Below are 24,634 nucleotides of genomic sequence, written 5' to 3'. Positions count from 1 at the left end.
GAGTCCGTCCTTTTCGAGGATCAGCGGGAGACGGGCACCTCGATCGGCTCGACAGCAGCGTCCGCCGCGGCGGGCGATCCGTCGCCCCGCCCTGTACGCAGTCCCAGGGCGCTGATGGCAGCGGCGGCGACCGCCGCCACGAACGGGACGAGCAGACCGGACCGGTATCCGTCCAGGACCGCGGCAGGAGTCTCCGAGCGCGTCGCGGCCACGCTGACGGCCGTGACCGCGGAGAGCCCGAGGGCGGCGCCGAACTGGAAGGCGGTGTAGAGAAGACCGCCGGCGAGCCCCTGCTCCTCCTCCGCGATCCCTTGCGTCGCCACGATGGTGAGCGGACCGTACGCCAGGGAGAACGCGAGGCCGAGAATGAGCAGGCCCGGGAACATCGCCGCGTAGCTCCAGTCCGCACCCAGCGGGAGGAACAACCCGTAGGAGAGCACCGCGAGCAGAAGCCCCCCGAAGATCACCTTGTCGGTGCCGAAGCGGTTGACCAGCCGTGGGGTGAGGGTCGGCGAGAGGATCGCGTCGATCCCGATGACCAGCATCGCGAGGCTCGTCTGCAGTGTCGACCAGTCACGCAGTTCCTGGAGATACAGCACGACCAGAAACTGGAAGCCGAAGAATCCGGCGGCGAACAGCATCGCCGAAAGGTTCGCCCGCACCAGGGAGCCGTTGCGGAAGATGCCCATGCGTACCAGGGGCTCGGCGGAGCGTCGTTCGATGACGAGGAAGGCCGCTAGGAGCGCAAGCCCGGCCAGCAACGTTCCGGCGCTGGCTGCGATCCCGGCGTGGGCCGCACGCTCGACGCCCAGCACGATCAGCACGAGGGCAGTGGTGGCGGTGAGCGCACCGGCGGCGTCGACGCGCTTTCCGGATCTGTCCGGGCGTGCCGACCTGGGGACGAACGCGAGGGCTGCGACGAGGATGAGCAGGGAGAGCACGACCGGGGCGAAGAAGACCCACCGCCAGCCGGCGGCGGTGAGCAGTCCACCGGCGACCAGGCCGATCGTGAAGCCTCCCGCAGCCGTGCCCGAGTAGATGAGCAGGGCCTTGTTCCGCTCCGGACCCTCAGCGAAGCCCGTGGTGATGATGGACAGCCCCGCCGGGGTCATGAAGGCTGCGGCGACGCCCGTGATGAACCGCGCGATGATCAGCATCCACCCCTCGGTGGCGAATCCGCCGAGCCCGGAGAACAGCAGGAAGACGGTGAGCCAGAAGACGAACATCTGACGGCGCCCGAACAGGTCTGCCGCCCGTCCGCCGAGGAGCATGAAGCCGCCGTAACCGAGTACGTAGGCGCTCATGACCCACTGCAGTTCACCGGTGGAGAGTCCGAGGTCGGCGCGGATCGACGGCAGTGCCACGTTGAGCATGGCGACATCGATGCCTTCGAGGAAGATCGCGCCGCACAGCACGAGCAGGATGCCCCATTTGGTTGCGCTCAGCCCGCTCGAAGTACTCATGGCACTCATGACGATGAACTCCTTCCGGAGTGGTGCGTGTTGGTGGTGCCTCAAGCCTTCGCCACGCCCCGGAGGGGAACAACAGCAATGATCGCAACGTTCGGAAAGCCGGGCTTACCGATCCGTGTCCCACGCGATCCCGGAGATGTACGTGGACCAGAACGAACTCGAGTGCTTTCTCGTACTCGCCGAAGAACTGCACTTCGGCCGTACCGCCACCCGCCTGCATCTCTCCCGTGCCCGGGTGAGTCAGCTCATCCAGAAGCTGGAACGCCACGTCGGGGCGCCTCTGTTCACCCGCACCAGCCGGCGTGTGGCCCTCACGCGCCTGGGCAGCCGCTTCCGGCAGGACCTCGAACCGCACTACCGCGGCATCGAGCACGCCCTCACGCGTGCCGTCGCCTCGGCACGCGGGATCGAAGGAGTCCTGCACGTCGGCTTCTCCACGTCGCTGGCCGGAGAGATGGTGATGAAGACGATCGAGAAGCTGCGTACCGCCCGTCCCGAACTCGCCGTCGAGGTATGCGAAGTTCCCTACTCCGATCCGTACGGGATGCTGCGGAGAGGCGACTTCGACCTCCAGCTCACGGATTTCCCTGTGGACGAGGACGACTTGACCCGCGGTCCCACACTCCTTGTCGAGGACAGGGTGCTGGCTGTCGCGGCCGGGCATCCCCTGGCCGGACGGAACACGGTGACACTCGAGGACCTGGCCCAAGTGCCGTTGCTGACGATCGAGGGAGACGTCCCGGAGTACTGGCTGGAGCATCAACAGCCGACGCGTACACCCAGTGGCAAGCCGATCGGGCAGGGGCCGTCCGTCACCAACTTCCAGGAGGCACTGACACTCGTCGCCGGCGGCAAGGGCGCCTTGTTGTCAGGGGCCCACATCGCCGTCTACCACGGCCGGCCCGGGATCTCCTACGTCCCGGTGGAGGGAGACGTTCCGCTCGGATACGGCCTGATATGGCGGTCCGAGGGAGACAACCGGGCGATAGAGCTCTTCGGCCGCCTGGCACGCGAGGTCGCACGGGACATGGCTCCGGCCGACACCCGGACAGCGATACCCGGCTGATCGGCCCCCGGGGCGCCGGGCCCGGGGGCCGGGATCCTCGCCGGCCGGAACAGCCCTCAGCGGCGCTCCAGGCACCCGCGCACGAAGGCCGCCTGCCCGGCGTGCTGGAGGTCGTCCGACAGGACGCTGATCAGCCGGACGCCCAGGGTGACGGGCGGCGACCAGGCCTCGTCGACGATTCGGTCGAGCGCCTTGCCGTCGAGTCCCCGGATGAAGTCGGCCGACCGTTCGTGCACGGCGTCGTAGTACCCGAGGAGCAGCTCCGCCGAGCCCACCCGGACGACGCCGACCTGCTTGTTGCTGTGGCCGTAGCCGGTGGAGGCCTTGGCGAAGGGCAGATCGAAACGTGCGGCCCAGTCCTCGGTGAACCAGACCTGCTCGGTGCCCGCAGCGTCCGCGATGTGGTCGTCCTGGACGCGGGTCAGATGCCAGACCAGCCAGGCGATCGAGTTCGCCCCGTCATCGAGGCGGGCGTTGAGGTCGTCGGGTTCGAGACCCTCGACGGCCGCGTGCACGGTCTCCTGGATGCGGGTGTATCCATCGGTCAGGATGTCTGCGACGTTCATGCCCTCACCTTGACCGCTTCCCCGCCCGCGTCCCGCCATCGACACGCCCCGCGGCAGGCGTCGCCGGTGAGGGGGCCGTCTCCCCGCCCCTTACCGGCGACGCCCTCCGGTCAGCTGTAGATGCCGAACTCCCAGAGGGAGTAGCCCCAACCGGTGCCGCGCTGCGTGAGGTTGAGCTTCACATAGCGGGCGGTCTGCGTGACGTCGAGGTCGTCGGCGTCGCCGTTGCCGCTGGTGGTGGAGTACACGGAGCGCCAGTTGCTGCCGTCGTCCGAGACCAGTACTTCGTAGGCCTTGGCGTAGGCCGGGTCCCACACCAGCTGGAGGTGGCGGAAGGACTTGCGCTCACCGAGGTCGACCTGGATCGACTGGGGGTCGCTCCAGTCGCTGGCCCAGCGGGTGTCCATCCGGCCGTCGACCGCCATCGCGGCGGTGCAGGGGCAGCCTGTGCTGCCGGCCTGGGCGGAGCTGGCGGTGGCCGGCCGTCCCAGGGCCAGGTTGGCGCCCGTGACCGGGGGCACCACGACCTTCACCGACTTGGTCTCGATGCCGGCGTTGCCGTGTCCGTCCTCGGCCTGGATGTAGACCTTCCACACCCCGAGCCGCTCCGGCGCCTTCACCGCGAAGGTGCCGTTGCCGGTGGGCCGCCAGGAGGCCTCGACCAGAGCCTTGTCACCGGTGGCGTAGTTCCCGCTCAGATAGATCTTGTACGTCAGCGGGTCGTTGTCCGGGTCACGGACGTCGGCACGGACGGTGAACTCCTGGCCGGCGGGCGCACCGTTGGCGTTCTGCACGGTCATGTTGCCGATCACCGGCGGAGTGTTGTCGCCGGCGGTCGAGCCCGCGTACGCCTTCTTCAGCGCGTAGTAGGAGAGCCGCTTCTTGCCGTCCGGCACCACGTTGAACCAGACGCCGCCGAAGTCGTGCTCCGTCCCGTAGTGGAAGAGCGTGGCGCCCAGGGCGATGCCCTGGTGGGCGGTGATGCAGTTCCAGGCCTTGGTGTACCCCTCGGCCTTCTGAACGTCGGTGGGCTCGTCCGGGACGCCGTTGGCGTCGTCGGGGACCTCCCACTCGCCGGCCGGGCCGCCCTCGGTGATGATGTAGGGCTTGGTGTAGCCGCCGGACTCCCAGGCGCCGCGGACCCCGCAGATGTCGCCGTAGGAGTTGACCGAGTACAGGTCGAGGTCGGGGGCGTTGCGCTTGTAGTACGGCCAGGCGCCCGTCCAGGCGTCGGTCGAGGTCACCGGGTGGTTCGGGTCGATCGTGTGGATCCTCTTCGCCACGTCGTTGACGAAGGTGGTGTAGGCGTTGCGCTGCTTCTCCAGTTCGTCACCGCTGTAGCAGTTCTGGAGGCCGAGGACCGACTCGTTTCCGACGTTCCACATGAGGACGCCCGGGTGGTTCTTGTAGGTGTCGACCCACTTGGCGAACTCGGTGAGCGAGGACGACTTGTAGGCGTCGTCGGTGAGGTAGTTGACGCACCCCCCGCTGCCCGGGCCGCCGCCCGGCTGGAGCCAGAAGCCGCTGACGACCCGGATCCCGTTGGCCGCGGCCTCGTCCAGCAGCGGCTTCGAGGAACCGTCGGTCCCCCAGGTACGGATGGTGTTGACGCCCATCGACTTCAGGTCGGGCAGGTAGCGCCCCGCGTCGGCGACGGACGGCCCCCAGGTCAGTCCCTTGACCTGGTACGGCTTCCCGTCGACGGTCAGCTGCCAGTTGCCCTGCGATCCGGTGACGCGGACGGCGCCGCCGGTGCCGGGGGGCGTGCCGGTGGTGCTGCCGTACACCTGGAACTCCCAGAGGGAGTAGCCGTATCCGCCGGCGCGGGCGGTGCCGTACATCCGGACGTACCGCCCGGAGCCGGAGACGGCCAGTTCGTCCGTCCCGCCGTCGCCGTCGGTCACGGTCTTCAGGGTGCGCCAGTCGGATCCGTTGTCGGATGCCTGGATCTGGTAGGCCTTGCCGTAGGCGGACTCCCAGGTCAGTACGACCCTGTTGAGGTCGGCGGTGGCCCCCAGGTCCACCTGGATCCACTGCGGGTCGCGCCATTCGCTGGCCCAGCGGGTGCCGGTCAGGTTTCCGTCCACGGCGGCCGAGGCGGTGAGCCCGGCCCCCTCGTGGGAGGAGTCCGTGGCGGCCTTTCCCTGCGACAGCAGGGACTCGGCGGCCCGGGCGGAGGGCGCCGTCGTCAGCAGCACGAGCGACGAGGCGAGAAGGGCGAGAAGTGTGATCAACAGCGTGACCGAACGCGGTCTTCGGGGCATGGCTGCGCAAGCTCTGTGCACGTTCTCTCCTGGCAGAAGAGTGCGGGACAGGTGTCCCGCAACGAATGGGAGAGCGCTCTCCCAGGAGAGTGACGTGTACCCCGTTCAGCTGTCAACGAGCGGGACGGGTCCGATTCCCCCGAGTGCCGCGGACGCCCGGAATCCGGACGTCACTCCCCTGCCTGCGGTGCGGCCTGCTGCCCTACGGCAAGAGGGTCCGGGACTCCGCCGGCAGCTCGGCTCGCCTGCCCGCTCCTGCTGCCCCGGCCGCCCGCGCGGCGGCATGGAGCGAGCGCAGGGCGAGCAGCAGGAAGCCGACGTCGTCGAGGTAGACGGGGTCCGGCAGCAGGTCGACGGGCGACACGGTGTAGATCACCGCCGCCCAGAGCAGCGCCTTGTTGTGCAGCGGGATCCCCGCATCGGCCAGCAGCTTCCTGGCCCGCAGGACCCGCACCAGCAGGACGGCGGCGACGCCCATGACGAGCAGCACGAGAACCGCGCCGATGACGATCCAAGCCGTGGTGTCCATACCTCATCGTGTACCCACAGGACGGGGAAACACCAAGCGAAAGGGGCTCCACCGGATGTGACGATGCCCTCGCCGTCAACCCTGGTCCTTGGCCCGCCTGCGCGAGCGGCGTTTCAGCGCGCGGCGCTCCGTCTCGCCGAGGCCGCCCCACACACCGGCGTCCTGGCCGTTCTCCAGGGCCCACCGCAGGCACTCCTCCCGTACGGGACAGCCTCGGCACACCGCCTTGGCGTCCTCGGTCTGCACCAGCGCGGGGCCGGTGCTCCCGATGGGGAAGAACAGATCGGGGTCCTCCTCGCGGCAGGCCGCATGCATGCGCCAGTTCTCCATGGCCATCTCACTCTCCCGATGTCGTGTGCGTCCGTTCGGCTCAGTACGCTGCGGGTGACCGCCCAGAGCTTTCCGAAACCCCCTGCAGCACACGTTCCGCAGCCGTCGAAGCTGCGGGGGCGGCCGCTCCGGGGCGACCATGGGAGACAGCGGGCCTGCGTCCGGGCGCGGTGACGGCATGGGAAGGATGTCCGTGGGCGGCACTGATGACATGCGGACCGGCTGGAGCGAAGAGCACCAGGAGGGTGTGCACCGCTCCCCCGAAGGCGGCCTGCTGGATGTCCTCGGGGTGGCGGCGATGGTGCTGGACACCGAGGGCCGCATCGTGCTGTGGAGCCCGCAGGCGGAGCAGCTGCTCGGTTACCCGCCCGAGGAGGCGCTGGGCCGGTTCGCCGCCCAGGTGCTGGTCGACGAGGAACACTTCGAGCTGGTGCTGAGGCTGTTCACCGAGGTGATGAGCAGCGGTGAGGCGTGGGCGGGTGTCTTTCCCGTGCGCCACAAGGACGGCACCGCCCGGCTGCTGGAGTTCCGCAACATGCGGCTCCAGGACGACCGCGGAGACTTCTACGCGTTGGGACTGGCCGCGGACGGGGCGACCCTGCGCCAGGTCGAGCGCGACCTCGCACTGTCCGTGCGCCTGGTCGACCAGTCGCCCATCGGCCTGGCGGTCCTGGGCCACGATCTGCGGTACCTGGCCGCCAATCCCGCACTGGAGCGGATGGACGGGCTGAGTGCCGCCGAGCACCTGGGCCGCCGGGCGGGAGAGGTCCTGCCGCTCCTGGAGTCCGACGTCATCGAGGCGGCGATGCGCGAAGTCCTCAGGAGCGGTGTGCCGTACGTGTCCCATGACGTGGACGGCCGTACCGCGGCCGATCCGGACACCGACCGTGCCTGGTCGGTGTCCCTGTACCGGCTGGACGACTCAGGAGGCCGGGTGCTGGGGATCGCGGTCTCGCTGATCGATGTCACCGACCGCTACCGGGCGGCGGCCGAGGCGGAGCGGGCCCGGCACCACCTGGCGCTGATCGCCGATGCCTCGGTACGCATCGGCACCACCCTGGATCTGGAGCTGACGGCCCGGGAGCTCGCCGAGGTCACGGTGCCGGAGCTCGCCGACGTGGCCGCGGTCGATGTGCTGGACAGCGTCCTGAAGGGGCGTCCTGGCGTGACCGAGGGTCCGCTCCTCATTCAGGCCCTGGCCGTCGTCGCCGCGCGGCCGAACCCCGTCGTCGAGGCGGCTGATCCGCCGGGCCACGCCGCCCGGTACGGCACCGACCGGCTGGTCACCCGCTGTGTACGGACCGCCCGGCCGGTCCGGGAGCCGTTTCTCGACGCGGAGATCCTTTCGCGCATCGCACGTGACAGCCGGTCGGCGGCGCTGCTCGCCGAGGCGGGCGCGCACTCCTACCTGGCGGTGCCGCTGATCGCGCGGGGTGAGGTCCTGGGCGCGATCGACCTCATCCGGACGGACAATCCGCTGCCGTTCACCGAGGACGACGAGTTGCTGGCGTCCGAGCTGGCCGCCCGTGCGGCGGTCAGTATCGACAACGCGCGCCTGTACCGGCAGCAGCGGGAGACCGCGCTCACCCTCCAGCGCAGCATGCTGCCGCGCGACCACCACGATCCGGTGGGTCTGGAGGTGGCGTCCCGCTACCAGCCGGCCGCTTCGCGCTACGAGGTCGGCGGGGACTGGTTCGACGTCATCGGCCTGCGGCACGGGCGGACCGCGCTGGTGGTGGGCGATGTGATGGGCAGCGGGATCAACGCGGCCACCACGATGGGGCGGCTGCGAACCGCCACCCAGACACTGTCCCGGCTCGGTCTGCAGCCCGCCGAGGTACTGGGGCACCTCGACGAGATCACCGTCGATCTGGACCCGTGGTTCGCCACCTGCGTGTACGCCGTGTACGACCCGGCCACGGGCCGGTGCCGAGTGGGCACCGCCGGACATCTCCCGCCGGTACTGATCCCGCGGGGCGGAACACCGAGGCTGCTGGACCTGCCGGCCGGGGCGCCGCTCGGTGTGGGCGGGGTTCCGTTCAGCGACGTCACGGTCGCTCTCGGGCCCGGCGACCGGCTCGTGCTGTACACGGACGGGCTGGTGGAGACCCGCGACCAGGACATCGACACCCGGCTGGACACCCTGCTCGGGCTCCTGCGCGTGCCGGATCCGTCGTTGGAGGAATGCTGCGACCGGCTGCTGCGCGAGCTCCGGCACCCCCAGGGCCATGACGACGTGGCGCTGCTGGTGGCCCGGGTGCGCGAGTGAGGCCGGGCGCTGTCACGGGGTCCGTGTCAGCGCCCGGCGCCGGATGGGTCAGTGTGCGCAGCCGCGGTGCCGGCGGCAGCGGTGGGACGCCGCGCTTCCCCTGAGCGGCCCCGCGCCGAGGAGGCCCAGTCCGATGCCGAACATCCAGGAGTCCTTGGCCAGCGGGACGCCGTCCTGGCTCGGGCGCAGGCTGCCGGGTTCCCGCATCCCGGGCACCCGCAGATACAGGCCGAGCAGCCCGCCCGAGAACCCGGTGAGGGCGAGCCCGGCGAGCCGGGTCGGCACGAAGGGGACCAGCAGGCTGCTGCCGACCGCGATCTCCGACCAGGCCAGCAGCCGGGTGAACCGGTCGGGCTCGATCTTCTTCAGGAACGGGTAGGCCGTACAGGCCATGCCGTGCAGGCCCTGGGCGGTCGCTTCGTCGGCCTTGAGCTTGCTCAGGCCGGCATTGAGGATGAACGCGCCGGTGGCGATGCGCGGCGGAAAGTCGCGCGGGTCGGGCAGCGGCAGCATGAGGCTCCTCCACGGTTCAGTCGATGGCCCCTGACCGACCATAGCCAGCGGGAGTCCGGGCCGCGCGCAGAGAAAGCCGGCCGGGGCCGGAGACCGCCGGGTGACGGCTGCTCCGGCCCCGGTCAGGCGGTGCCGCCGGTAGCCGATCCCGCCCGGACCGTGCGGGCCGTGCGGGCCGCCGCGACGAGGTTCGCCAGGGACGTCCGGGTCCCGGGCCGGCCCCGGGTCCTGGGCCCGCAGTCGGGGTTGGCCCACAGCCGCTCCACGCCGGGCCCCGCCTCGCGCGGGTAGCCGTGATCGGCGAGCTCCCTGGCCACCTCCATGTGGGAGGAGCGGCTGTCAGGATGGTGACACCGGCGTCGAGGACGGACGACCAGTCGAGCATGGGGATCGGGTCGTGAGATGTCACCCCTCGGCCTCGATGCGCTTGTCGTAGCCGGGTCGTCGAGCCGTCCGGCCCGCAGGTCGGCCTGGCTGTTGCGCAGTTCGTCCGTCTGCGGCAGTGAGCAGGGAGCCGAGAGCGCTCGTTGATCCTGATGTTGCGGCCGCCGACGACGCCCGCGGGAGGACAGCCGCGCACACCACGCCGGTGTTCACATTCCGGACCTCCGGATGAGACGGAAGCCGGTGAGGGCCGTCGGCCATACTGATCACGGCGGGAACGGAGAGGCGGAACAGTGGTCCAACAGCAAACGGAATACGACGTCTTGGTGGTCGGCGGCAGCGGGGTGGACACGGTCGTCCGCGTCGACGCCCTGCCGGTCCCGCTCGCCGACTCGGTCATGGTCGGCCCGATCGAGGAGTGGCCCGGTCACACCGGCGGCAATGTGGCGCTCGGTGCCCGCGCCCTGGGGCTGGAGGTCGCGCTGCTCGACTGCATCGGCGACGACTGGACCGGTGCGCAGGTGCGCGAGCGGCTGGCCAAGGGCGATGTGGAGTTCCACCCGCTGATCTCGGCGGCGGGCACCCGCCGTGCGGTGAACCTGGTGGACGCGACGGGGCGGCGGATGTCCTTCTACGACGCCCGCGATCCGGAGGATCTGCGGATGCCGCAGGACTTCTATCTTCCCCGGCTGCGGCGCGCCCGCCACGTCCATCTGTCCATCATGAACTTCACGCGTTTCCTCTACGACGACATCGAGTCCCTCGGTGTCCCGGTCTCCACCGATCTGCACGACTGGGACGGACTGGGCGACCATCAGCGGGAGTTCGCTCTCCGGTCCGATCTCGTCTTCTTCAGCGCGGCGGCGACGGGTGACCGCACGCCCGCGCTGATGCGGGAGATCCTGCGTGAGGGCCGTGCCGGCACGGTGGTCGCCACGGACGGCGCGGCGGGGTCCTACGTCCTCACCCGTGACGGCGGGCAGGACCCGGTCCACGTTCCGGCGACGGTTCCGCCGGCGCCGGTGGTGGACAGCAACGGCGCGGGCGACGCGTTCGTCACCGGCTTCCTGTACGGACGGCTGGCCGGCCGGGACGCCCTCGGGTCGGCCCGTCTGGGTGCGGTGGCGGGCGCCCATGCGTGTACGGCCCCGGGTTCGACCGCCATGATCGGCCGCGAGGCCCTGCTGGCGGCGGACGGCGGTTCTTAGCCGTCCCGGCGTACGCACGTGCCCCGGCGGGCCGGAGTCACCGGCCCGCCGGGGCACGTGCTGTGCTGGTGACGCGCTACTTCAGGTAGGGACCGGCCGTGCCGATCCTGCCCGGGCCGTTCAGCACGTAGACGCGCATGTTGCCCATGCCCGGGGCTGCCACGGTCAGCTTCCCGTCGGTGACGACCTTCGTGTCGCCGGTGACGGCGCCCTTGTACGTGCCGTTGGGGATCCCGGTGTACGAGGCCCCGCCCGTGACCGTGACGAGGGCGAAGCTGTCCGTCGTGCCACTGGTGTAGCGGCGCTTGTACGCCATCTGCCCGGTGATGCCCTCGGTGGAGTACTGGCCCATCTGCAGGGCGGGCACCGCCCGGCGGATCTCGTTGAGCCGCTGAACGTGCTTGACCAGGGGCTGGGACAGGGTGTTGGCGACCTCACCGGTGGCCGAGTCGACCTTGGAGAACTCCGAGGACGTGACGTCGCCCGCGAGATGGTCGCCGTAGTAGGCGCGGCCGGTGGTGGCGAGCGGGCAGGTCGGCCCGCAGTCGATCTTCTTGCCGGCCTGGAACTCGATCTCCGATCCGTAGTAGAGCGTCGGGATGCCGCGGAAGGTCCACATGAGGGCCATGTTCTCGGCCCAGGCGTCGGTTCCGCCCGCGTAGCGCTCGCTGCTCTTGTTGGGACCGTAGTCGTGGCTGTCGACGTAGACGACGTTGTACGTGGCGTCGTTCGTCGAGTCGTCCGAGTCCTTGCCGTTGTTGTACGCGTTCGTGGCATCCCCGAAGTTCATGTGCATGCGCATGTCGATGATGTTCATGCCGGAGAACTGACTGTGGTCCGGGGTGTGGTAGGCGTTTCCGTCCAGGAAGGCGTTGGTGGACGTGGGCTGAGCCCCGGTACCGAGCTGCTCCTCGTAGTTGTACATCTCCAGGGCGGCCTTGGTGTCGTCGGCGTCGTACTCCTTGCGTTCCTTCCAGGTGAAGAACTGCGCGGAGTGGTTGACCGAGCCGCGGTTCCACTTGTCGTTGACGAACGCGCCGACCTCACCGAAGACCAGGAAGTTCTTCGCGGCCTCGGCACCGGACTGCTGGGTGACGCGCTCCTGGATCGCGGGCAGGAAGCGACGGTTCCAGGTGGTGCGCGGGATGTGGACGGCCGTGTCGATCCGGAAGCCGTCGACGCCCATGTCGATGTACTTGTTGTACGCGCCGATCAGGTAGTTCTGGACCGGTGCGGACTCGGTGTTGAAGTCGGCCAGGTCCTCGTGCAGCCAGCAGGAGCGGGAGTCCTCGCCCTCCCAGTTGCCCAGCCAGCAGTTGTGGTAGTACTCCTTCGGGAACATCCCCGAAGTCGGGTTCGGCCACTGGCAGTTGTAGATCTTGTAGCCCTCGGGCGAGGTGGCGCCCGTCGGCTTGCCCCAGTTGAGGCAGGTGTTGCCCGCGGGCTCGGCTGTGGACCACAGATCGCCGTTGTAGTACGACTTGCCGCTCTTGGGGTCGACGGTCAGACCGTCGTACTCGAAGCCCTCGTTCTTCTCGTCGTAGTACCAGCTCCACTGACCGTCCCGGACCCCGTAGACGGTCGGGGTGTACAGGCCCTTGGCGCCCCAGCGCGAGGAGTGGTTGTAGACGACGTCCTGGTAGATCTTGATGCCCTTGGCGTGGGCCGCGTTGATCAGGTCCTGGTACGAGGCCCCGGCGGACTCCAGTCGCGGGTCGACCTTGTAGAAGTCGTAGCCGTGGTAGCCGTGGTAGTCGTAGTCGGACCGGTTCAGCACGACCGGGGTGATCCAGATGGCCGAGAAGCCGAGCCCCTTGATGTAGTCGAGCTTCTTGACCAGGCCCTTGAAGTCCCCGCGGAACATCGGGTCGTTGTTGGCGGCGTTGCCCGACTTCACGTCCTGGCTGCCGCCCCGGTTGTTGCTCGCGTCCCCGTCGTTGAAGCGGGCGGTCAGGACGAAATAGATGGGGTCCTTGCGCGGGTCGGTGCCCAGCGGCTTGCCCTGGGCAGCTGCCGGCGGCTTGTCACCCGTGGTCGCCTTCGCTTCCGCGGAGGCCGCGGAGGTGTTGCCGGCCGCGTCCGCCGCCTTGACGGTATAGGCGTAGGCGGTGTTCTCCTCCAGGTTCGCCTCGGAGAGCACCGTCGAGGTCACATCGGTGACGACGCTGCCCTTCGTACCTCCGGTGCGGGTGACCTGATACTTCGTCACCTTCTTGTTGTCGGTGGAGGGTTCCCAGCTCAGGACCACCCCGACACCGTCGGCCTTGGCCGTCACGCCCGTGGGCACGGTCGGCGCCTCGGTGTCGGGTGTCTCGGCGACGCACGGGTCCTTGGCGTCCTTGACGACGGCCCGGTCCTTCACGGTGCTGACGCCGGCGGAGATCGCGTAGTTGCCGCCGTTGTTGTTGTCCCAGACGCCGTTGCCGTTGTTGAACGCGGCCTGCATCGAGGTGGCGGCGCCGAGGTCGACCGTCTTCTTCACCCAGCCGGTGCAGGCGGGCTCCATGCCGACGCCGGGCACCGCGGTCCAGGCACCGCCTGTGGGCTGGTAGTGCAGATTGGTGGTGGTCCAGCCGACGGTGGCGGTCGAGTAGTACACCGAGGCGCTGTTCGCCGCGTCGTCGGTGGGAGTCGGGCTCGGGTCCGGGTCGGTGCCTCCCGCGCACGGGTCGCTGTGGGCCACGACCCCGTCCTTGACGGTGACGTTCCCGCTGCCCAGGTCGTAGTTCCTGCCGGCATTGTTGTCCCAGACACCGGAGCCGTTGTTGAAGGTCGCCTTCAGCCCTTGTGCGGTCCCGAGTGACACGGTCTTCTTGACCCAGTCGGCGCAGGCGGCCTCCATCGCCACGCCGGGCACCGTCGTCCAGGAACCGCCGTCCGGTGCGTAATGGAGGTTGTAGGCCGCCCAGTTCTTCGTCTTGGTGTAGTAGAAGACGGTGGTGGACGTCTCGGAGGCAGCTGCCGGCTTCGCGTCGAGATCAGCGGTCCGGGGCAGCGCGGCGAGGAGGCCGAGCACTGCTGCCGCGGCCGTGACGGCCGCCAGGGGGCGCCTCAGCAGCCTGTGAGGGGTGCGTTTCATCGGTGTCTCCAGGGAAGGGCCACAGCGACGGCGAAGCCATGGCGTCCAGGGCGCAGGAGTCGGGGACCTGCGCCTCCCGCCGGAAACCCTGACGCGCCTCAAGGTCCGAGCGAATGGGGATGATTCCGACTGAAAGTCCAGCCGGAATTTTGCAGCAATCTCTTGCAGCACGGAAGTTACCGGCACATGACAAGCCCGTAAAGGGCTCGGGCACCACCCGGCGCGCTCTCCTCAAGCGGATAGCTTCATTCCGGATTACCGGCCGTCACCTCCACCCCCTGCCGGAGAGCCGCCGCCCGGAGCGCCGCCGCCCGGGGGTGCTGACCGTCCGCTCGGCGACTCCCGTCTTCCTCGACCGGCCCGGCCGCCCGAGCACGGCCACGACGACGGGAGTGGCACGGCCGTGAGAGAGGGCAGGGGGCGGTCAGTGCGGTCCGGCGGTCTGCGCGAGTGCCGCCTCGCGTTCGAGTGAGATGTCCCGCAGGAGCGCGGCGTCCTGGTAGAACGAGCGCTTCCTGGCTATTCTGCCGTTCTCGACGTCCACCAATTCGAGGACGGTCATGGTCCACGGGTTGCCGTGAATGTCGGTGCCACTGTTCGTGGCGACGACGACCACCCGGTTCGGGCCTTCGGCGATGAGTTCGTCGATGCGGATGGCTGCGAAGTCCAGGCCGGTCAGTTGGTGCATCCGGTGGCGGGCCGGCGCGATGGCGGCCCCTCGGTGGATGCCGCTGTCGGGGTGGCCCCAGTTGAGCTCCACTTCCTGTTCGTCTGCGAGATCCTTGATGGCGGCGAAGTCCGGGCCGCCGGGGACCCGGAGGACGGCTTCGTAGAAGCGGCGGACCACGTCCTTGTTCATCTCGGCTGCCTGAGTCGGATGTCCACTGGGCACGGGAGGTCTCCTTCGGAGTGGGGGCGATCAAGGGGTGGGCGGTCAGGGGGTGGGGGCGCCGAACCAGCGGATGGCTGCGTGCCGGAACGCCTCCGTGTCGGGTTCCTGGCCCTCGGCCCAGGCGACGACGCCGTCGGGGCGGATCAGGAGGGCACCGAATCCGAGGTCGTTGCCGGCCGGCCCGGGCACGTAGCGGATCCGGTCCTTCCAGCGCGCGGCCGCGGCATGCAGGTTCCGGCCGGGGGTGAAGTCGAGTGCGACGCCCTGCCCTTCGTGCAGCAGGTCCCCGAGACGAGTGCCGTCGTCGAAGCGGAAGTCCGGTGCGGTACGGCCGACGAGCGGCTGGTCGCTGCCCAGGTCGTAGCGGTGAGTCAGTCCGGAGGTGTTGCTGAACACGTGGGTGGTGCCGTCGCGGGTGTCGAGCAGATCGCGGACCAGTTGCCGCAGGGCCGGGGCGCTGGGGCCGGGGTTCATCGTGGCCACCTGGGCGCGTGACCAGTCGAGGATCGCGGCGCCGACGGGGTGGCGTTCGGCGGTGTAGGAGTCGAGCAGGCCCTCGAGCGCGGTCCCGTGGAGCGTGGCGGCGAGTTTCCAGCCGAGGTTCATGGCGTCGCCGATGCCGAGGTTGAGTCCCTGGCCGCCGAGCGGGGAGTGGATGTGGGCAGCGTCGCCGGCGAGCAGGACACGGCCGTTGCGGTAGGCCGTGGTCTGCATGGCGCGGTCGGTGAAGCTGGAGGCGAGGTGAACCTCGCTCAGTGTCACGTCGGTGCCGGAGATGCGGCGCAGGACCGTCTGGAGGTGGTCGCGGGTCAGCGGCTGCGAGCGATCGAAGGCGCCGCCGTCGAAGTCCATCATGCCCAGGTGCCCTTCGAAGGGCGTGCGCAGGTACATGCCTGTCGGCGTCAGGTTGAACCCCAGGTCCAGCTTCTGCGGATCATCGAAGGTGGCCTGGGCGACGTAGCCGGTGAACAGCGGCTCGGTGCCGACGAAGTCGAAGCCCGCCAGCCGACGTACGGCGCTGCGTCCGCCGTCGCACCCCACGAGCCAGTGTGCCCGGTGGTCGCGCCCGCCGGCCCGGGCGACGACGGTGTCGCCGTCCTGCGTGACGGACTCCAGTGCGGCCCCGCGCAGGATCTGTACACCGAGGCCGGTCGCCCGCGCCTCCAGGATCCTCCCCACCGCTTCGAGGCTGGTCATGATGGGTTCCATGGCCGGGCCGGGCAGCCGGAAGGAGAGGGCGGAGGGGGCGATGTTGGCCGCGTCGATACGGATGCCGGCGAAGTGACTGATGTCGCGGGGGGCGGGCGAGTGGTGCGCGTCGGGGTGCGCGCCCACCTGCTGCGCGTCGGCACCCGAGGCGTTCAGCAACTCGGTCAGCATCCCGCGGCGGTAGAACGTCTCGACCGATCCGGCGTTCAGGCCCCGCATGCCCAGCGGAAGCGCCTTGAACGGCGAAGCCGGCTCATGGTCCTTCTCCAGGACCAGGACCGAGCAGTCCGCCAGCGCGAGTTCAGCAGCGAGGAACAGGCCCACCGGGCCGGCCCCCACGATCGCCACGTCATACATATGAAACCTCCTCCAGTTACGAACCCCTTGCTGTGCCCGGGCCCGGGAGTCCGTCGGGTCGGACCTCACTCCCGTAAGACCCGAGAAGCAGTATTGGAACGTGGTTCCAATATTGGAACCGTACTCCAAGTTGGAGCGCCGTACCAAATCTGGCAGAATGAGGACATGGGCATGCAGACACGCCAGTCACAGAGGCGCAGGCAGGTGCTCTCGCGCGAGCGCATCGTCGAAGCAGCCATCGAGCTGCTGGACACAGCAGGGGAAGGCACACTGACAGTCCGTGCGCTGTCCGAGCACCTGTCCACCGGGTCCGGGGCGATCTACCACCACGTGGGCAACATGAGCGAACTGCTGCAGGCCGCGACCGACAGCGTCATCGCCGCCGGCCTGCCCGCCCACCCCGCCGCAGCCGGGCCGGCACCGGGCCCCGGAGCCGGTACCGCGGGCGCACCCGAGGACGGGATCCGCACCGTCGCGCTCAGCCTGTACGACGCGGTCGCCGAGCACCCCTGGCTCGCGACCCAGCTCGCCTCGCAGATCACCCGCAGCCCCTGGGGAGCGGTGACGCCACGGGTCTTCGAGAGCATCGGGCGGCATGTGCGCGCCATGGGCGTACCACGACGCACCTGGTTCACCACGACCTCGACGCTGGTCCACTACATCCTCGGGGCCACCACCCAGAACTCCCGGACCACCGCCGCCGAAGGCGCCGGCAAGGGTCCGGCGACCGAGACGGAGCGCGCCGAGTTCCTCGACTCCGCATCCAGGGCGTGGCAGGAGCTGGACCCCGACGACTACCCGTTCCTCCATGACATCGCCGACCAGATGCGCGAACACGATGACCGGGAACAGTTCCTCACCGGCATCGACCTCATCCTGACCGGCATCACAGCAACCAGCCCGCCCGCGGCCGCTGGTTGAGAGCTGTGCGCCTGCCGTCGTCGCGGCCGCGGAACGCATTCGGTCAGGGCGCGGTCGTCAGCTGCACCGCGAAGCCCGGGGCCGACCTCCCCGCACGCCACCAAGGCCGAGCGCCGGGTGCTCGTTCCGCTGTTCGTCACCCCTCGCTCAGAGCGGCACGGTCAACTGCGCCTGCACGTGGGCGCGCAGCACGCCCGCCATGTCCGTCGCGCAGCCACTGAGCAGCCACTGCGTCTGGAGCCCGTCCATCAGCGCGATCAGCTGCTGCGCAGCCTCGCCGGGGTCGATCCCGTCCCGCAGGGCGCCCTCGCCCCGGGCCTCCGCGTAGGAGACGGCCGTGGTCAGGACCGAGGTGCGGTACCGCTCCACGAAGTAGGCGTGGGCCGGATGGTCGGCGGAGGTGGCCTCGGCGGCGAGTACGGAGAACAGCTCCACGATTCCGCGCCGTTCGGCGTTCAGCGCGGCGAGGTCGACCATCCGGCGCAGCCGGTCCACACCCACGGGATCGTCCACGGCGAGCCACTCACCGTCCACCTCGTCGCGGTGTTCGAGGACCGCGAGCAGCAGGGACTCCTTCGTGGGGAAGTGGTGCAGCAGGCCCGGGTGCGAGATCCCGCAACGGGTCGCGATCACCCGCAGCGAGGCACCCCGGTAGCCGGCCTCGCCGAACAGGGCCATGGCCTGGTCGAGGATCTCCACCCGCTTTGCGCGGCCCTTCGCGTAGCCACGACGCACCTCACCCGTCACTCGCCACTCTCCCCGGTCGTATCGGACGGCACCGCTTCGTGCAGTCGCATACTCACATACTTACCACTCGGTCGGTATTCGGCGTACGGTGGATCCCAGCGGCCGAGTTGAGCCGTGCCGCGCCCTCCCGCCGACGTTGTGAAAGGAACTCCTGTGGGCTCCTCCCTCCCCTATCTCGACCCCGCGCTGTCCGTCCCGGAGCGCGTCGCCGACCTTGTCGGACGGATGACTCTGCCCGAGAAGGTCGGCCAGATGCTCCAGCTGAACGCGAAGGACGGGGTACGGCCCCTCATCGAGGAGATGCACGCGGGATCGATCCTCCACGCCTCCCCGGACCGGGTCCTGGAGGCGGCCGCGCTCACCGAGCGGACCCGGCTGCGGATCCCCCTGCTCGTCGCCGAGGACTGCATCCACGGTCACTCGTTCTGGGAGGGGGCCACGATCTACCCCACCCAGCTCGGCATGGCGGCGTCCTGGGACCCGGAGCTCGTGGAACGCATCGCCCGGGCGACGGCCGTCGAGGTGGCCGCGACCGGGGTCCACTGGACGTTCTCGCCGGTCCTGTGCATCACCCGGGACCTGCGCTGGGGCCGCGTGAGCGAGACGTTCGGGGAGGACCCCTTCCTCATCGGCGAGCTCGCGTCGGCGATGGTGCGCGGCTACCAGGGCGACGGGCTGGACGACCCGACGGCGATCCTCGCGTGCGCCAAGCACTTCGCGGGATACTCCGAGACCCAGGGAGGCCGGGACGCCAGCGAGGCCGACATCTCGCGGCGCAAGCTGCGTTCGTGGTTCCTGCCGCCGTTCGAGCGGGTCGCCCGCGAGGGCTGCCGGACGTTCATGCTCGGCTACCAGTCCATGGACGGGGTGCCGGTCACGGTCAACAACTGGCTGCTGAACGAGGTGCTGCGCGGCGAGTGGGGCTACACCGGAACACTGGTGACCGACTGGGACAACGTCGGCCGCATGGTGTGGGAACAGCATGTGTACGCCGATCACACGCAGGCGGCCGCCGCCGCGGTCCGCGCGGGCAACGACATGGTGATGACGACGCCGGCCTTCTTCGGCGGGGCGCAGGAGGCGGTCGCCGCGGGCACGCTCGACGAGGCGGAGATCGACGCGGCGGTCCGGCGCATCCTCACGCTCAAGTTCGAACTGGGCCTGTTCGAGAATCCGCGCCACCCCGACCGTGAGCGCCAGGCCGCGGTCATCGGCAGCGCGGGCCACGCCGGTCTGAACCTCGAAGCGGCGCGCCGCTCGCTGGTGCTGCTGGCCAACGACGGCACGCTGCCGCTGGCCGGCGGGCTCGAGGCCGGTCCGGACGGCCGCGCGGTCGCCGGCGACGGATCCGCGCCGCGCACGGTGGCTGTCATCGGGCCCAACGCCGACGACGCGCAGACCCAGCTCGGCGACTGGGCGGGCTCGTCGGGCCAGGCGGACTGGCTGCCGGACGGGCATCCGCGCGCCATGATCCGTACGGTGCTGGACGGGTTCCGCGAGCAGGTGCCGGACGGCTGGACCGTCACGCACGCCCGGGGCGCCGACATCCTGACCGTGGGGCCGGACCCCGAGGGTGCCTTCTTCCCCGACGGGCAGCCGCGGCCTGAGATCGTCGTCCCGGCGGAGCCGTCCGAGGCCATGATCGCCGAGGCCGTCGCCGCCGCGGAGGCCGCCGACTACGTCGTCGCGGTCGTGGGTGACCGCATCGAGCTCGTCGGTGAGGGCCGCTCCACGGCGACCCTGGAGCTGATCGGTGGCCAGGTCGCGCTGCTCGACGCGCTCGCGGCGACGGGCAAGCCGCTCGTCGTGGTCGTCATCAGTTCGAAGCCCCTCGTGCTGCCGCCCTCCGCGCACGAGGCCGCGGCGATCGTGTACGCCTTCAACCCCGGCATGTGCGGCGGCCGGGCCGTCGCCGAACTCGCCCTCGGCCTCATCGAACCGTCCGGGCGGCTGCCCATCTCCTTCGCACGTCATGCGGGGCAGCAGCCGACGTACTACAACCAGGTGCGCGGCCAGCACGGCACCCGGTACGCCGACCTGACGCAGCGCCCGGCGTTCGTCTTCGGTGAGGGCCTCAGCTACACGACGGTCACGTACACGGATCTGGAGGTGCTCACCGACGTCCTCGGCGCGGGTGACACGCTGCGGGCGCGCGTCGTCGTCCGCAACGCCGGTGAGCGTCCCGTGCTGGAGACCGTGCAGGCGTACGTCAGCGACACGGTGACCTCCGTGACCTGGGCGGAGAAGGAGCTCAAGGCCTACCGTCAGGTGTCGCTGTCCCCCGGCGAGAGCCGGGAGGTCGTCATCGAACTGCCGGTCGCCGAGTGCACGCTCGTGGACGCAGAGGGCAGGCGGATCGTCGAGCCGGGCGTGTTCGAGCTCCTCGTCGGTCCGTCGTCTCGCGACGATGCCCTGCTGCGGGCGGGGTTCACGGTCAAGGACTGAGGTCCGCGGGCGCCGGGGCTCCGGTGGCGGGTGACGCGGTTGCCACCGGCCCGTCACCCGCCCGGGATAGCCCAACCGGGGCCCGGCAGCGGCCCGGCGGCATGTCGCGGGGACGCCCCGCGGCATGCCGCCTACTGTCACCGGCACGGAACCTGGGAGCGGGTGACGTTGCGGTATCGGCGCTGTGCGGGTCGCTCCGGTGGCGCGGCCTCCCCCTTCGATGACGACGTCACTCCTGTCGATACACGGGGAGTGGCATGCCGGACGTACAGCAGCGCCGACGGCCGGGGGTGGCCGCCCTCATCTGCGGCCGCCGCACCAAATGGCTGGTCGTGGCACTGTGGCTGATCGTCTTCGTCGTCGCGGCACCACTCGCGCAGAAGCTCACCGACGCCCAGGACAACGACGCCACCTCCTGGCTGCCGAGCAGCGCGGAATCCACCCAGGTTCTGGAGAGCTCTAAGGACTTCAGACCCGAGTTCATCACCGCCGTGATCGTGTACGCCCGTGAGGGCGGGCTGACCGGGGCGGACCGTGCCCGGATCGTCGAGGACACCCGGCAGCTGCACACGCTGGACGCGCACGGCGTGCTGGGCACACAGACCCGGGGCCCCGTCTACGACAAGAAGGCCGCGGTGTCGGCCGCGCAGGTCTTCGTGCCCATCACGGTGGGCGAGGAGGGCTGGGAACAGATCGGCCCCGCGGTCGACGACATCAGGGAGGTCGTGGGCACGAGCGGCGGTGGTCTCGCCGTGCACGTCACCGGCCCCGGTGGCGTCACGGCCGACTCCGCGGAGGCCTTCTCGGGCATCGACTCGACGCTGCTGTTCGCCGCGCTGGGGGTGGTGATCGTGATGCTGCTGATCACCTACCGCAGCCCCACCCTGCTTCTGCTGCCCGTGATCGCGGTCGTCGCCGCGCTCTTCAGCGCGCAGGCGGTGATCTATCTGCTCGCCGCGCACGCGGGCCTGACCGTGAACGGACAGAGCGCGGGCATCCTCACGGTGCTGGTGTTCGGCGCGGGCACGGACTACGCCCTGCTGATCGTGGCCCGCTACCGGGAGGAGTTGCGCCGGCACGAGGACCGGCACGAGGCGATGGCCAGGGCTCTGCACCGGGCCGGGCCGGCCGTGCTGGCGAGCAGCGGCACCGTGGTACTCGGCATGCTGGTGCTGCTGGTCGCCGAGATGAACTCGACCCGGGGGCTCGGGCCGGTGGCCGCGATCGGTGTGGCCGTCGCCCTGGTCGCCATGCTCACGCTCCTGCCCGCGCTGCTGGTGATCTTCGGCCGGTGGGTCTTCTGGCCGGCGATCCCGCACTTCGGCTCCGCCGAGCCGACCGAGCACGGGGTCTGGGCCCGGATGGGCGAGCGGCTGGCACGCCGCCCGCGCACGATCTGGATCGCCACGGCACTGGTGCTCGCCGCACTGTCCCTGGGGCTGACACAACTGCGCGCCTCCGGCCTGAGCAATGCCGACTCGTTCACCGGCAAGCCGGACTCGATCACCGGCCAGGAGATCCAGGACCGGTACTTCCCCGGAGGTAGCGGCGATCCCCTGGTGATCGTCGCCGCGGCCGACCGCGGTACCGCGGTGCGGGCCACGGTGGCGACGACCCGGGGGGTGGTGCCCGGTTCCGTCGGCACGCCACCCGGTGCCCGGCCGGAGGCGAACGGCCAGGTCATCTTCGAGGCGACGATGACCGATCCGGCCGACAGCGACGAGGCCAAGGCCACGGTGGAACGGGTCCGTGACGCGGTGCACCGGGTGCCGGGCGCCGACGCCCAGGTGGGCGGCAGCACCGCGGCCCTGCTCGACATGGACGCCGCGACCAGGCACGACAACCTGCTGATCATTCCCCTGGTGCTGCTGGTGGTACTGATCATTCTGGGGCTGCTGCTGCGCGCGGTGGTGGCGCCAGTGCTTCTGGTCGCGACGGTGGTGCTCTCGTTCGCCGCCGCACTCGGCATCAGTGCGCTGGCCTTCCGTCACATCTTCGACTACGCGGGCGAATCCACGGACTTCCCGCTCTTCGTCTTCGTGTTCCTGGTGGCCCTCGGCATCGACTACAACATCTTCCTGACGACGAGGATCCGCGAGGAGGCGATCCTCCAGGGCACCCGGGCGGGAGTGGTGGCGGGTCTCGCCGCGACCGGAGCGGTGATCACGTCGGCCGGCCTGGTCCTCGCCGGTACCTTCGCAGCGCTCGGCACTCTGCCGGTCGTGGTCTTCGCGGAGATCGGGTTCGCAGTGGCCCTTGGTGTGCTGCTGGACACGTTCGTCGTGCGGTCCGTGCTGGTCACCTCGCTCTTCCTCGACCTCGGGCCGCGGGTGTGGTGGCCGAGCCGGCTGGCCCGCGAGGACGGCACGGCGGCGCGGGGGGCCGGGGCGGCGACGCCGAAGGCGTAGCCGGATCGCGGACCGGCGTCATGGGGCGCGGACCGGGGTGTCACTGCTGCGGACCGGGACCTTCACGGTCGACCCTGCCCGGCGGCTGCGCGGCGTCCCGACCCGGCGCACCGGCACCGGCCGTCCCCTCCGCCGGCTCGCCCACCGACCCCGCCCCCGGCATCGCACCGTCTCCGCGCAGGCGTTCCAGGTCCGAGGGGCGCACCTGGATGACGAGCAGTGCGATCAGCGCGGCGACGACAGCGAAGATCGCCGCGACGACGAACGCGTTGGAGACGCCGGACGCCAGGACCTGGTCGCCCCACTGTCCGGGAAGCTGTCCGGTCCTGCGGAACTCCGCCAGCTGGGCCGGTGTCGCGTCGGCCAGGAACTTCGGCACCTGGTCGGTGGCCTCGTTGCGGCTGGCCGTACCGAAGACCGTGACGAGGATGGACAGGCCGAGCGATCCGCCCACCTGCTGCGTGGTGTTGAGGATGCCGGAGGCCGCACCGGCCTCTTTCGGCTCCACCCCCGAAACGGCCATCAGCGTCAGCGACACGAACTGCAGCCCCATGCCGAGGCCGAACACCAGGATCGGGCCCAGCAGGCTGCCCAGGTACGAACTGTGGACATCCGTCTGCGTCAGCCAGCCCAGACCCGCGGCCGCCAGGACCGCACCGGTCACCATGAAGGGCTTGGGACCCCATTTGGGCAGCAGCTGGGAGGCGATGCCGGCGCCGACGGCGATGATGGCACTGACCGGAAGGAAGGCGAGACCCGCCTTCAGCGGGCTGAAGTTCAGGATGTTCTGCACGAACAGGGTCAGGAAGAAGAACATGCCGAACATCGCCGCGGCAAGGCTCAGCATCATTCCGTACGTGCCGGCGCGGTTGCGGTCGCGGAACATCCAGAGCGGCGTGATGGGCTGCCGGGACCGGCCCTCGATCGCGATGAACATGCCGAGCAGCACCACGGCCGCGGCGAAGGCCGCCAGGGTGAGGGTGTCGCTCCAGCCCTCCTCGGAGGCGCGGATGAAGCCGTAGACGAGGGATACCATGCCCAGCGTCGCCGTGAGCGCGCCCAAGAGGTCGAAGTGTCCGGGATGGCGTTCGGACTCCCGGATGTAGCGCGGCGTGGCGAGCACGATCAGCAGCCCGATGGGGATGTTGACGAAGAAGATCCACCGCCAGTCGAGCCACTCCACCAACACCCCGCCCGCCAGCAGTCCGATGGCGCTGCCGCCCGCCGATACGGCCGCGAACACGCCGAACGCCCTGTTGCGCTCCGGCCCTTCGCGGAAGGTCGTCGTGATGAGCGACAGGGCGGTCGGCGAGGCGATCGCGCCTCCGACGCCCTGCAGGGAGCGCGCGGCGAGCAGTTGCCACGATTCCTGGGAGAGACCACCGAGCAGGGAGGCGAAGACGAAGAGCGCGACGCCGAACATGAAGACTCTGCGGCGGCCGAGGATGTCGCCGAGGCGCCCGCCCAGCAGGAGCAGACCGCCGAACGTCAGCGTGTAGGCGTTGATGACCCAGGAGAGGTTCTCGGTCGAGAAGCCCAGCGAGGTCTGGATGTGCGGGAGAGCGATGTTCACGATGGTGATGTCGAGGACCACCATCAACTGGCACGAGCAGATGACGAGTAGGGCGATCCCGCTGCCTCGTCCCTTCTCCGGGGAGCCGGCAGCCTGTTGGGGTGTCGCGTGGGAGCCCGTCATGGGTTTGCTTGCCACTCAAGCCGTCAGTGAACGCAGTCGTTCACTCCCCCGACGGTAGCCCTGCCCGCGGGCCACCGCCAATCGGGCTGGAGGGCCCGGCGGGCGCTGCTCGCCGCACCGGCCATCGGGACGGCATCGGCCACCGGTCGGCGCAGGCCCGTCCCACCCGTCACCGCTTCCCTCGATGGACCCGACGTCACCCCTCACTCTCTGACAACGATGTCAGGACTGGGCTCCGGCAGCAGGCCGGGCGCGGCCGGGGCAGCCGATGTGGCCCCG

The 24,634-nt window shown here is 70.0% G+C and carries 17 protein-coding genes and 1 pseudogene; 6 read left to right on the top strand and 12 right to left on the bottom strand.

The window, feature by feature from the left end; translation table 11 throughout:
* Positions 1-20: 20 nt before the first annotated feature.
* A complete protein-coding gene (locus SH922_RS38960; RefSeq protein ID WP_393063814.1) occupies positions 21-1,463 on the bottom strand; it encodes an MFS transporter in 1,443 nt (480 codons plus the stop codon).
* A 124-nt stretch (positions 1,464-1,587) separates the two neighbouring features.
* Here SH922_RS38960 and SH922_RS38955 point away from each other — a divergent pair, with 124 nt between their 5' ends.
* Complete coding sequence (locus SH922_RS38955; RefSeq protein WP_393063221.1) at positions 1,588-2,538, top strand: LysR family transcriptional regulator; 951 nt, start codon at positions 1,588-1,590, stop codon at positions 2,536-2,538.
* 56 nt (positions 2,539-2,594) lie between these two features.
* Here the strand turns inward: SH922_RS38955 and SH922_RS38950 are convergent, their stop codons facing one another.
* The 4 genes from SH922_RS38950 to SH922_RS38935 all read right to left on the bottom strand — a co-directional run bounded on the left by SH922_RS38950 (position 2,595) and on the right by SH922_RS38935 (position 6,227).
* Entirely contained in the window at positions 2,595-3,104 is a 510-nt protein-coding gene (locus tag SH922_RS38950; protein WP_393063220.1) for a DUF664 domain-containing protein, read from the bottom strand.
* A 110-nt stretch (positions 3,105-3,214) separates the two neighbouring features.
* Positions 3,215-5,368: a discoidin domain-containing protein gene (locus SH922_RS38945; RefSeq protein WP_393063219.1), complete on the bottom strand. Its 2,154-nt coding sequence runs from the start codon at positions 5,366-5,368 to the stop codon at positions 3,215-3,217.
* Between the two features lie 202 nt (positions 5,369-5,570).
* Positions 5,571-5,897, bottom strand: coding sequence for a YkvA family protein (locus SH922_RS38940; RefSeq protein WP_393063218.1), 327 nt, complete (start codon positions 5,895-5,897; stop codon positions 5,571-5,573).
* A gap of 75 nt (positions 5,898-5,972) precedes the next feature.
* The gene (locus SH922_RS38935) at positions 5,973-6,227 is read right to left on the bottom strand and encodes a WhiB family transcriptional regulator (protein WP_393063813.1); all 255 of its coding nucleotides are present in this window, start codon (positions 6,225-6,227) and stop codon (positions 5,973-5,975) included.
* Positions 6,228-6,438: 211 nt separating this feature from the next.
* Here SH922_RS38935 and SH922_RS38930 point away from each other — a divergent pair, with 211 nt between their 5' ends.
* Positions 6,439-8,496, top strand: a complete 2,058-nt coding sequence (locus SH922_RS38930) for a SpoIIE family protein phosphatase (RefSeq protein WP_393063812.1) — start codon at positions 6,439-6,441, stop codon at positions 8,494-8,496.
* A gap of 48 nt (positions 8,497-8,544) precedes the next feature.
* Here the strand turns inward: SH922_RS38930 and SH922_RS38925 are convergent, their stop codons facing one another.
* Together SH922_RS38925 and SH922_RS38920 are read right to left on the bottom strand one after the other, a co-directional pair.
* Entirely contained in the window at positions 8,545-9,009 is a 465-nt protein-coding gene (locus SH922_RS38925) for a hypothetical protein (RefSeq protein WP_393063217.1), read from the bottom strand.
* 122 nt (positions 9,010-9,131) lie between these two features.
* A pseudogene (locus tag SH922_RS38920) lies at positions 9,132-9,373 on the bottom strand (hypothetical protein); the annotation flags it as partial.
* A gap of 313 nt (positions 9,374-9,686) precedes the next feature.
* Between SH922_RS38920 and SH922_RS38915 the strand changes: the two are divergent.
* A complete protein-coding gene (locus tag SH922_RS38915; protein ID WP_393063216.1) occupies positions 9,687-10,601 on the top strand; it encodes a carbohydrate kinase family protein in 915 nt (304 codons plus the stop codon).
* 76 nt (positions 10,602-10,677) lie between these two features.
* Here the strand turns inward: SH922_RS38915 and SH922_RS38910 are convergent, their stop codons facing one another.
* The 3 genes from SH922_RS38910 to SH922_RS38900 all read right to left on the bottom strand — a co-directional run bounded on the left by SH922_RS38910 (position 10,678) and on the right by SH922_RS38900 (position 16,138).
* Positions 10,678-13,680, bottom strand: coding sequence for a carbohydrate binding domain-containing protein (locus SH922_RS38910; protein WP_393063215.1), 3,003 nt, complete (start codon positions 13,678-13,680; stop codon positions 10,678-10,680).
* A 424-nt stretch (positions 13,681-14,104) separates the two neighbouring features.
* Positions 14,105-14,572 carry a nuclear transport factor 2 family protein gene (locus SH922_RS38905; protein WP_393063214.1) on the bottom strand — a complete coding sequence of 156 codons (468 nt, stop codon included), beginning with the start codon at positions 14,570-14,572 and terminating at the stop codon, positions 14,105-14,107.
* Positions 14,573-14,614: 42 nt separating this feature from the next.
* Positions 14,615-16,138, bottom strand: coding sequence for an FAD-dependent monooxygenase (locus SH922_RS38900; RefSeq protein ID WP_393063213.1), 1,524 nt, complete (start codon positions 16,136-16,138; stop codon positions 14,615-14,617).
* 165 nt (positions 16,139-16,303) lie between these two features.
* Here SH922_RS38900 and SH922_RS38895 point away from each other — a divergent pair, with 165 nt between their 5' ends.
* Positions 16,304-17,059, top strand: coding sequence for a TetR/AcrR family transcriptional regulator (locus SH922_RS38895; RefSeq protein WP_393063212.1), 756 nt, complete (start codon positions 16,304-16,306; stop codon positions 17,057-17,059).
* Positions 17,060-17,206: 147 nt separating this feature from the next.
* Here the strand turns inward: SH922_RS38895 and SH922_RS38890 are convergent, their stop codons facing one another.
* Positions 17,207-17,806: a TetR/AcrR family transcriptional regulator gene (locus SH922_RS38890; protein ID WP_393063211.1), complete on the bottom strand. Its 600-nt coding sequence runs from the start codon at positions 17,804-17,806 to the stop codon at positions 17,207-17,209.
* A 153-nt stretch (positions 17,807-17,959) separates the two neighbouring features.
* Here SH922_RS38890 and SH922_RS38885 point away from each other — a divergent pair, with 153 nt between their 5' ends.
* Entirely contained in the window at positions 17,960-20,251 is a 2,292-nt protein-coding gene (locus tag SH922_RS38885; protein WP_393063210.1) for a glycoside hydrolase family 3 N-terminal domain-containing protein, read from the top strand.
* A 257-nt stretch (positions 20,252-20,508) separates the two neighbouring features.
* Complete coding sequence (locus SH922_RS38880) at positions 20,509-22,659, top strand: MMPL family transporter (protein WP_393063209.1); 2,151 nt, start codon at positions 20,509-20,511, stop codon at positions 22,657-22,659.
* Between the two features lie 40 nt (positions 22,660-22,699).
* Here the strand turns inward: SH922_RS38880 and SH922_RS38875 are convergent, their stop codons facing one another.
* Positions 22,700-24,355 (bottom strand): MFS transporter, encoded by a 1,656-nt coding sequence (locus tag SH922_RS38875; protein WP_393063208.1) that lies wholly within the window; start codon positions 24,353-24,355, stop codon positions 22,700-22,702.
* Positions 24,356-24,634 lie beyond the last annotated feature (279 nt).

Source organism: Streptomyces sp. LN549 (assembly GCF_043203805.1).
Lineage (GTDB): Bacteria > Actinomycetota > Actinomycetes > Streptomycetales > Streptomycetaceae > Streptomyces.
The sequence above is the reverse complement of the archived record's forward strand: the minus strand, read 5'-3'. Positions and strand labels throughout refer to the sequence as shown.